General features: G+C 76.3%; 7 protein-coding genes and 1 pseudogene. 4 read left to right on the plus strand and 4 right to left on the minus strand.

The genetic code is table 11. From position 1 onward, the window contains the following. Both ACSNOD_RS25035 and ACSNOD_RS25040 read left to right on the plus strand, forming a co-directional pair. Nucleotides 1-361: PfkB family carbohydrate kinase (locus ACSNOD_RS25035; protein WP_436769305.1), on the plus strand; the 361-nt coding region annotated here is incomplete at its 5' end. 331 nt (nucleotides 362-692) lie between these two features. Next, entirely contained in the window at nucleotides 693-1,052 is a 360-nt protein-coding gene (locus ACSNOD_RS25040) for a hypothetical protein (protein ID WP_436769306.1), read from the plus strand. A gap of 29 nt (nucleotides 1,053-1,081) precedes the next feature. Here ACSNOD_RS25040 and ACSNOD_RS25045 read toward each other — a convergent pair whose 3' ends face one another. The 3 genes from ACSNOD_RS25045 to ACSNOD_RS25055 are packed head-to-tail and all read right to left on the minus strand — an operon-like array spanning nucleotide 1,082 to nucleotide 4,289. Continuing rightward, nucleotides 1,082-1,957, minus strand: coding sequence for a sugar phosphate isomerase/epimerase family protein (locus ACSNOD_RS25045; RefSeq protein ID WP_436769307.1), 876 nt, complete (start codon nucleotides 1,955-1,957; stop codon nucleotides 1,082-1,084). Next, on the minus strand, nucleotides 1,954-3,111 hold the full coding sequence (locus tag ACSNOD_RS25050; protein ID WP_436769308.1) for a DUF993 family protein: 1,158 nt from the start codon (nucleotides 3,109-3,111) through the stop codon (nucleotides 1,954-1,956). The genes ACSNOD_RS25045 and ACSNOD_RS25050 overlap by 4 nt, the downstream gene beginning before the upstream one ends. After that, on the minus strand, nucleotides 3,108-4,289 hold the full coding sequence (locus ACSNOD_RS25055) for a Gfo/Idh/MocA family protein (protein WP_436769311.1): 1,182 nt from the start codon (nucleotides 4,287-4,289) through the stop codon (nucleotides 3,108-3,110). The genes ACSNOD_RS25050 and ACSNOD_RS25055 overlap by 4 nt, the downstream gene beginning before the upstream one ends. Before the next feature lie 316 nt (nucleotides 4,290-4,605). Between ACSNOD_RS25055 and ACSNOD_RS25060 the strand changes: the two are divergent. Further along, a pseudogene (locus tag ACSNOD_RS25060) lies at nucleotides 4,606-5,223 on the plus strand (sugar phosphate isomerase/epimerase family protein); the annotation flags it as partial. A gap of 61 nt (nucleotides 5,224-5,284) precedes the next feature. On the opposite strand, the gene ACSNOD_RS25065 reads toward ACSNOD_RS25060, so the two are convergent. Beyond that, a complete protein-coding gene (locus ACSNOD_RS25065; protein ID WP_436769309.1) occupies nucleotides 5,285-6,415 on the minus strand; it encodes an EamA family transporter in 1,131 nt (376 codons plus the stop codon). A gap of 162 nt (nucleotides 6,416-6,577) precedes the next feature. Here ACSNOD_RS25065 and ACSNOD_RS25070 point away from each other — a divergent pair, with 162 nt between their 5' ends. Further along, on the plus strand, nucleotides 6,578-7,483 hold the full coding sequence (locus ACSNOD_RS25070; protein WP_436769310.1) for a LysR family transcriptional regulator: 906 nt from the start codon (nucleotides 6,578-6,580) through the stop codon (nucleotides 7,481-7,483). The last annotated feature ends 774 nt before the right edge of the window (nucleotides 7,484-8,257 follow it).

Raw genomic sequence — 8,257 nt, forward strand, 5'->3', positions numbered from 1 at the left:
GGGCGGGGCGGACGGATCGGCTCCGGCCGGTGCGGACGCGCTGGAGGAGTGGGCGGCGGCCCTGCCCGACCGGGGGCCGCGCTCGGTGGTGGTGACGCTCGGCGGCCGGGGCGCGCTCGCCGTCGAGCGGGGCGGGACGGTGGTGCGGGTGCCGAGCGTGCCCGTGCGCGCGGTGGACACCACGGGCGCCGGCGACGCGTTCACCGGGGCGCTGGCCTGGCGGCTGGGCGCCGGCGACGATCTGGACACGGCCGTGCGCTACGCCGTACGGGTCGGGGCCGCGGCCGTCACCCGGGCCGGGGCGCAGGCGTCGTACCCCACCGCCGACGAGGTCGCCGCGCTGGAGCGCCAGCAGGACTGAGCGCGGCGGAACGGGGAGCGCGAGGCCGACAGACCGAGCGCGGAGCGCCAGCAGGACTGAGCGCGGAGCCGGCAGAACCGCGCGCGGTGTTGGTGTTGGCAGGGCTGCGGGCGCCGTGCCCCGCGCGTGCTCGAAGAGGCCCGGTCGTCGCCGACCGGGCCTCTTCGCGATCCCCCCTCGCCGGACCTTCCCGCAATCCCCCCGGATCTCCCCCGGAAGGCCCGATGCCTTCTACGACCCGCGATGGCCGGGAAGGGTTGCACGGTTTCCGTCGGTTATCCATCCGTTACACGACGTGCCGATTCTCCGCCCGCCCCGTAGCGTTTGCCGCATGACGGACGAATCGCTGCGGAACGAGGTAGTGCGGGAGCTGGGTGAGGACCGCGTCGCGGAGATCGCCCAGCAGCTCGGCACCGATGCCGTGACGGCCCGCCAGGTGATCACGGAGGCGATCGCCGCGCTGCCGCCCGACCTCCGGGACGACGAGGGTTCCCCCGCCGCCGGCGCGGCGGGCGGCGGGGCCGGCGGCGGGCTCGGCGGGCTGACGACGAGCGTGCTCAGCCGGGTCACGGCGCCCACCGCCAAGGTCGTCTCCCGGCGCACCGGACTGCCCGAGCAGCGCGTCGTCGCGGCGCTCGAACTGCTCCTCCCGGTGACCCTGACGGTGATCGCCCGCCGCCGCAGGCACTGAGCCGGTGCACCGGAGAGCCCGGGCCGCCGTCACAGCACCCGGGTGCGGAAGCGTTCCACCACCTCCGCCAGGACCTCCGCGCCGTCCCGCGCCCACAGCCCGGGGTTGAACACCTCGACCTCCAGGAGGCCGTCGTACCCGGCCGCGTCGACCACGGACCGCCAGTGGCGCAGGTCGACGCAGCCGTCGCCCAGCTGTCCGCGGCCGTTGAGCACGCCCTCGGGCAGCGGGGTGACCCAGTCCGCGAACTGGACGACGGCGATCCGCCCGAGGCGCCCGGCGTGCACCGTCCGCTCCGGCGCCAGCTCGTCCCACCACAGGTGGTACGTGTCCACCGTGACCCCCACCTGTTCGAGGGGGAAGCGCTCGGCCAGATGGAGGGCCTGCGCGAGGGTGGAGACCACACAGCGGTCGGCCGCGAACATCGGGTGCAGCGGCTCCACCGCCAGCCGTACGGAGTGCGCCGCGGCGTACGGGGCGAGCTCCGCGAGCGCGTCGGCCACCCGCTCCCGGGCGGCGGTCAGGTCCCTGCCGCCCTCCGGAAGGCCACCGGAGACGAGGACGAGGGCGGGGGCGCCGAGAGCGGCCGCCTCCTCGACGGCCGCCCGGTTGTCCGCCAGGGCGGCGGCGCGCCGAGCCGGGTCGACGGCCGTGAGGAAGCCGCCCCGGCACAGGCTGCTCACCCGCAGCCCCGCGTCCCGGACGAGCCGGCCGGCCCGCTCGGGCCCGTACGCGCGGACCTCCTCCCGCCACAGCCCCACGCCGCCGACGGCCGCCCGCGCGCAGCCGTCGACGAGCCGCGGCAGCGGCCACTGGCGGATCGTCCGGTGGTTGACGCTCAGCCGCTCCGGCCCGCCCACGCCGCTCAGCCGCTCCTGCCCTCCCGCGCCGCCGGCCCCGCTCACTGGGGCACCCCGTGCACCGACAGCAGGGCCGCCATGCGGGCGGCCGCGAGGTCGGGGTCGGGGAACAGGCCGAGGCCGTCGGCGAGTTCGTAGGCGCGTGCCAGATGCGGCAGGGAGCGCGCCGAGTGCGCCCCGCCGACCATGGTGAAGTGGCTCTGGTGCCCCGCCAGCCAGGCGAGGAGGACGATCCCCGTCCGGTAGTGCCGGGTCGGCGGCGCGAACAGGTGCCGGGCCAGGGGGAGCGTGGGGTCGAGCAGGGCCCGGAAGCCCCGCGGGTCGCCGGCGTCCAGCAGGCGCACGGCCTCGGCGGCGATCGGCGCGAGGGGGTCGAACACGCCCAGCAGGGCGTCGGACGCCCCCTGGGCGTCGCCCTCGATCAGTTCGGGGTAGTGCAGGTCGTCCCCGGTGTAGCAGCGCACGCCCGGCGGCAGCCGGCGGCGCAGCTCCCGCTCGCGGTCGGCGTCCAGCAGGGAGACCTTGACGCCGTCCACCGCGCCGGGGTGGGCGGCGATGATGTCCAACAGGGTGCCGGCGGCGGTGTCGACGTCCTCGCTCCCCCAGTAACCGGTGAACGCCCGGTCGAACGCGGGTCCGAGCCAGTGGAGGACGACCGGGGCGGCGGCCTGCCGCAGTACCTGCGTGCAGACCTCGTAGTAGTCCTCCGGGCCGCGCGCCCGTGCCGCCAGCGCGCGGGACGGCAGCAGTACTGCTCGCGCGCCGGCCTCCTCGACGACGGCGAGCTGTTCCTCGTACGCCGCCGTGACCTCCGCCAGCAGTCCTCCCGGGCGGGGCAGTTGGTCGGTGCCCACGCCACAGAGGAGCAGGCCGCCGACGGCCTTGGCCTCGGCGGCCGACCGGCGGATCAGCTCGGCCGCGGCCGGCCAGTCCAGGCCCGCGCCGCGCTGGGCGGTGTCCATGGCCTCGGCCACGCCCAGGCCGTGGGCCCACAGATGGCGGCGGAAGGCGAGGGTGGCGTCCCAGTCGAGGGCCGCGGGGGCGCCCGGGGAGGTGTCGGCGAGGGGATCGGCCACCACATGGGCCGCGGCGAGCACCACGCGCGAGGCGGGCGCCACCGGCGAGGCGGGGGCGGCCGGGCAGCGGGGGCCGGGCACGTGGTCGCGCAGCCCACCACCGGGCGTCGGCAGTCTGATCATCGCTGCGGCTCCGGTACGTCGAGCCTGCGGCCCTCCGCGGAGGAGCGCAGGGCGAGTTCGGCCAGGAGGGTGCCGCGGGCGCCGGCGAACAGGTCCCAGCGCCAGGGCTCGTCGAGCGCCACATGGCGCAGGAACAGCTCCCACTGGGCCCGGAAGGCGTGGGCGCCGCCGTTGTCCGGGCCGCCGTAGCCGGAAGCCTCACCGTCAGCGGCCTCGCCGTCAGGGGCGGCGTCGTCCGGGACGTGCTGCCACTGGTCGCGGTAGGGCTCGCGCACGGCCCGGTCCGGGTCCCAGACGGGCCGGGGCGTGGTGGCGCGGTGCTGGACCCGGCAGTGGCGCAGTCCTGCCACGGCCGAGCCCTCGGTGCCGTCCACCTGGAGCTCCAGCAGGTCGTCGCGGTGCACCCGGACCGCCCAGGAGGAGTTGATCTGGGCGACCACCCCGCCGTCGAGCTCCAGTACGGCGTAGGCGGCGTCGTCGGCGGTCGCCGCGTAGGGCGCGCCGCGCTCGTCCCAGCGGCGCGGCACATGGGTGACGGCCCGGGCCGTCACCGCCCGTACGGGTCCGAACAGCTCGCGCAGCAGATACTCCCAGTGCGGGAACATGTCGAGGACGATGCCGCCGCCGTCCTCCGCACGGTAATTCCACGACGGCCGCTGGGCCGGCCGCCGGTCGCCCTCGAACACCCAGTAGCCGAACTCCCCGCGCACCGAGAGGACCCGGCCGAAGAACCCGTCGTCCACCAGCCGCTTCAGCGCGCGCGGGCCGGGCAGGAAGAGCTTGTCCTGGACCACCCCGTGCCGGACGCCGCGGCCCTGGGCGAGCCGGGCGAGCTCCAGGGCCGCCGCCGCGCCGGCCGCCACGGGCTTCTCGCAGTACACGTGCTTGCCCGCCGCGACGGCCGTACGGAGGGCCGCCTCGCGCGCCGCGGTGATCTGCGCGTCGAAGTAGATGTCGACCGAGGGGTCGGAGAGCACCGCGTCGAGATCGGTGGACCAGCGCGTCAGCCCGTGGCGCTCGGCGAGCGACCGCAGTACGGGCGCGCGCCGGCCGACGAGCACCGGCTCGGGCCACAGCCGGGTGCCGTCCCCGAGGTCGAGGCCGCCGGCCGCCCGCAGCGCGAGGATCGAGCCCACGAGGTGCTGACGGTGCCCCATGCGGCCCGTCACCCCGTTCATGGCGATCGTCACCGTTCTGACGGACCCGGGTGCCGGGCCGGCGTCGTCGCGTGCCAAGGGCCTGCTCCTCCCCACCACGGGGATGCGCCATCCCGGGGGCGCGATCCCGGGATGCGCCACCCCGGGGGTGCGCCGCTGGGTCGCCGACGAAGCTAACCCGGGTGGCCCACGCCGACAAGGGGACGTCACGGCCGTTTCGGCGGGTAGGCGGTGGGGACGACGCGCGGCATGTCCCGCCGGCGCGCCGCCATGGGCCACCCTGGGGGTGGCCGTACGGCGGGTGAGCGGGAGAGCCCACGACCGAAGGAGACCGCACATGAGACTCGCCCTCTCGACCCTGGGGCTGCCCGGCACGCCCCTCGACGAGGTGGCCCGGCTCGCCGCCCGGCACGGCTTCGCGGGAGTGGAGCTGCGGGCGCACCCGGAGGAGCCCGTGCACCCCGGCAGCGGGGCGGCCGAACGCGCGGCGGCGGCCGGGTGCTTCCGGGACGCGGGGCTGGAGCTGCCGGTGGTCGCCGGCTACACCACGGTGGCCGCGCCGGGCCCCGACCAGCCGGTCGTCGACGTGCTGGGAGAACTGCTGGAGCTCGCCCGCGACCTGGGGGCGGGCGCCGTACGGGTGTTCCCGGGCGGGGGCGACGCGCCGGAGGAGGAGGCCGACGCGGCCGCCGCCCGGCGGCTCGCGGCCGTCGCGCCCCTCGCCGCGGACCTGGGGCTGCGGCTGTTGCTGGAGACCCATGACTCGCACCGTACGGGCGTGGCGGTGGCGCGGGTCCTCGGCCTGGTGGGGCACGGCAGCGTGGGGGCCGTCTGGGACGTGCTGCACCCCTGGCTGGCCGGCGAGGACCCGGCCGCCACCCACGCCGTGCTCGCGCCCCACCTGGGCTGTGTGCAGGTCAAGGACGTGGTCTCGGCCCAGGACCCGACGCCGGTCGCCCTGGGCGAGGGCGCGCTGCCGCTCGCGGCGTGCCTGGCCCCGCTCAGGGCGCGGGCCGCTACCGGAGGCGGACCGGTCCCACCGGCGGCACCGGCCGCGGGGGACCTGCCGGGCCCGCCGGACCGCCCGGGGTCGCCCCACGCGCCGCACCCGGAGTGGCTGTGCTGGGAGTACGAGAAGCGCTGGTACCCGCGGGCGTCGGAACTGCCGCCGCTCCTGGAGCGCGGCCGTGACCATCTGCGCCGGTTGCTGTCGTGACCCCGGCGGCCGGCTGCGAGCCGATCACCGGCTTCGAGCCGGCCGCTGACACGCCGTCGGCCGCTCGCTTTCCCCCGGCCGCCGGCCGGAAGGAGGTCACCGCCACCCCGCCGACGAGCAGTACGGCGGCGACCCAGCGCCAGGCGCTCACCGACTCGCCCAGGAACAGCGCGGCCGACGACATGCCGAAGACGGGCACCAGCAGGGAGAACGGCGCCACCGCCGACGCGTCGTAGCGGCGCAGCAGGGAGCTCCACACCGCGAAGCAGAACACCGTACTGACCCAGGCCACGAACAGGATCGCCCCCGCGCCGCTCCAGTCGATTCCACGCAGGGCGGCCAGGTCGGCCTCCGGGCCCTCGATGAGCAACGACAGAAGGGACAGCGGCAGTACGGGCACGAGGCACACCCACACCATGAAGCCCAGCGCGTCGTCCGGGGCGGCCTTGCGGGTGAGGACGTTGGACACGCCCCACATCGCCGCCGCGAGGACCACCAGGGCGAAGCCCAGCAGGGGCCCCGAGGCACCCTCGTCGACGGCTGCCACGGTGACGCCCGCGAAGGCCAGGGCGATGCCCACCACCCGTACGGGCCGGGGCCGTTCGCCCAGGACCGCCGCCGCGATCAGTACGGTGAACACCGCCTGCGCCTGAAGCACCAGGGAGGCCAGCCCGGCCGGCATGCCCAGGTGCATGCCGACGAAGAGCATCCCGAACTTGCCGACGCCCAGGGCCGCGCCGACCCCGATGATCCAGCGCCGGCCCACCGTCGGGCGGCGGACGAGGAAGACGGCGGGCACCGCGGCCACCAGGAACCGCAGAGCGGCGAAGAGCAGAGGCGGGAAGCGGTCCAGCCCGACGTCGATGACGACGAAGTTCACGCCCCAGACGGCGGTGACGAGGACGGCGAGGGCGATGTGTGCAGGACGCATGCGTCGAGCATCGCCGGGGATGATCGTGAAGCACCAGCGCGAGTATCTTCATGATTGTATTCAGTGACGCTTACGCGTCGCCGTGCCCGCGCGGCCGTGCCGGAGCCGCGCGCGAGCCGTACGAGGGGCTGTGGGGCGCCGCCCCCGGGGGAGGAACCGACCGTGCTGGATCTGTCCCGGCTGCGTGCCCTGCACGCGGTCTCCGTGCACGGCTCGGTGGGCGCCGCGGCCGTCGCCCTCGGTTACACCCCCTCCGCCGTGTCCCAGCAGATCGCCAAGTTGGAGCGGGAGACGAGGACCACGCTGCTGGAGCGGCAGGGGCGCGGGGTCGCCCTGACCGACGCGGCGCGCCATCTGGCCGACACCGCCGAGCGGTTGCTGGCCATCGTGGAGGAGGCCGAGACCACGCTGGAGGAGCGGCGCGGGCAGCCCACCGGCCGGCTGCGGGTGGCCGCCTTCGCCTCCGCCGCGCGCGGGCTGATGCCCGGCGTGCTGGCCCGGCTCGCCCGGCTGCACCCCACCCTGGACGTCCGGATGACCGAGATCGACCCGCATCTCTCGGTGGACCTGGTGGCCCGCGGGGTGGTGGACCTCGCGGTCACGCACGACTGGGACATCGCCCCGCTGCCCCTGCCGGACGGGGTGGAGCGGGCCGTGATCGGCGACGACCTCTCCGACGTGCTCGTCCCGGCGAACCATCCGCTGGCGGGGCGCGAGCGCCTGCACCGGAGCGATCTGGCCGACTGCCGCTGGATCTGCCAGCCGCCGGGGACCGTGTGCCACGACTGGCTGGTGCGCACGCTCCGCGCGACCGGGCGCGAGCCGGTCCTGGCCCACCAAGTGGCCGAGTTCCAGACGCAGGTGGCGCTGGTCGGGGCCGGTCTGGGGGTCGCCCTGGTGCCGCGGCTCGGCCGGATCGCGCTGCCCGACGGGGTGGTGGCCGTGCCCCTGGCGCCGACCCCGGTGCGGCGGCTGTACGCGCTGTGGCGGCCGGGGGCGGCCCGCCGCCCGGCCATTACGGAGACGGTCCGCGCCCTGCACGAGCACTGGGCGCTCCTGGCGCCCTGACGGCGTTTCACGGCCCGGAACGACCCGTTGGGCGTGCCGGCGGCTCTTCCGGCGCCCGGACACGCCCTCCCCCGGCGCTGCGAGGGCCCCTCCGGCGCCCTGACGGCCCCTCTGGCGCCCTGATGGCCTCTCCGGCGCCCTGGCGCTCCGGCGGCCGGCCAAGCGCCCGGACGGCCCGCTCACCCTGAGTGCTGACGGCCCGTCCATCCCCTGCCCCCCTGGGACATTCGGTCACTCCCCTCACTCCCGTACCAATTCCCCGGAATCAGGCGATGCCGGGAACCCCGGGCACCCGTCGTTCGTCAAAGACGCGTACTGCCGGTGAGTCACCGCAGAGCGGTGTCGGCCTCGCTGCTGGCTGCGTCGTCGACCACCCTCTCCGCCGCCTGCGGCCGGCAGCACGCCGTCGTCGGCGCGCCCCCCTCCTCTTGCGCCGGCGACGGCATCCCCCTGCGCGGGCGCCCGTACGCGCGCGCCGCATCGACCGCCCCGGGGCGCGGACAGCCCGGAGAGCGCCCCCGGACACGCCGTGGCGCTCCCGCATGCCGCGTTCCTTGACCGGCCCCCGCTTTCCGGCTATCGGTGTTCATCGGACGTTCTTCACATTTTCTCAGCCGCTCCCGGCTCCTCCCCCCGGCTCCCTCTCGCCGTCGTCCCGCCGTCTCCCGTCGACTCGCCGCCCCGTCGTCCGTCGTCGTCCCGTCCCGGAACACCCCGCGCGGCCTCCGTACGGAAGGAGCGCAAGTGCCCCACTCCGACCCCCCAGACCCCGTC

The organism is Streptomyces sp. URMC 123, assembly GCF_051386515.1.
GTDB lineage: Bacteria > Actinomycetota > Actinomycetes > Streptomycetales > Streptomycetaceae > Streptomyces.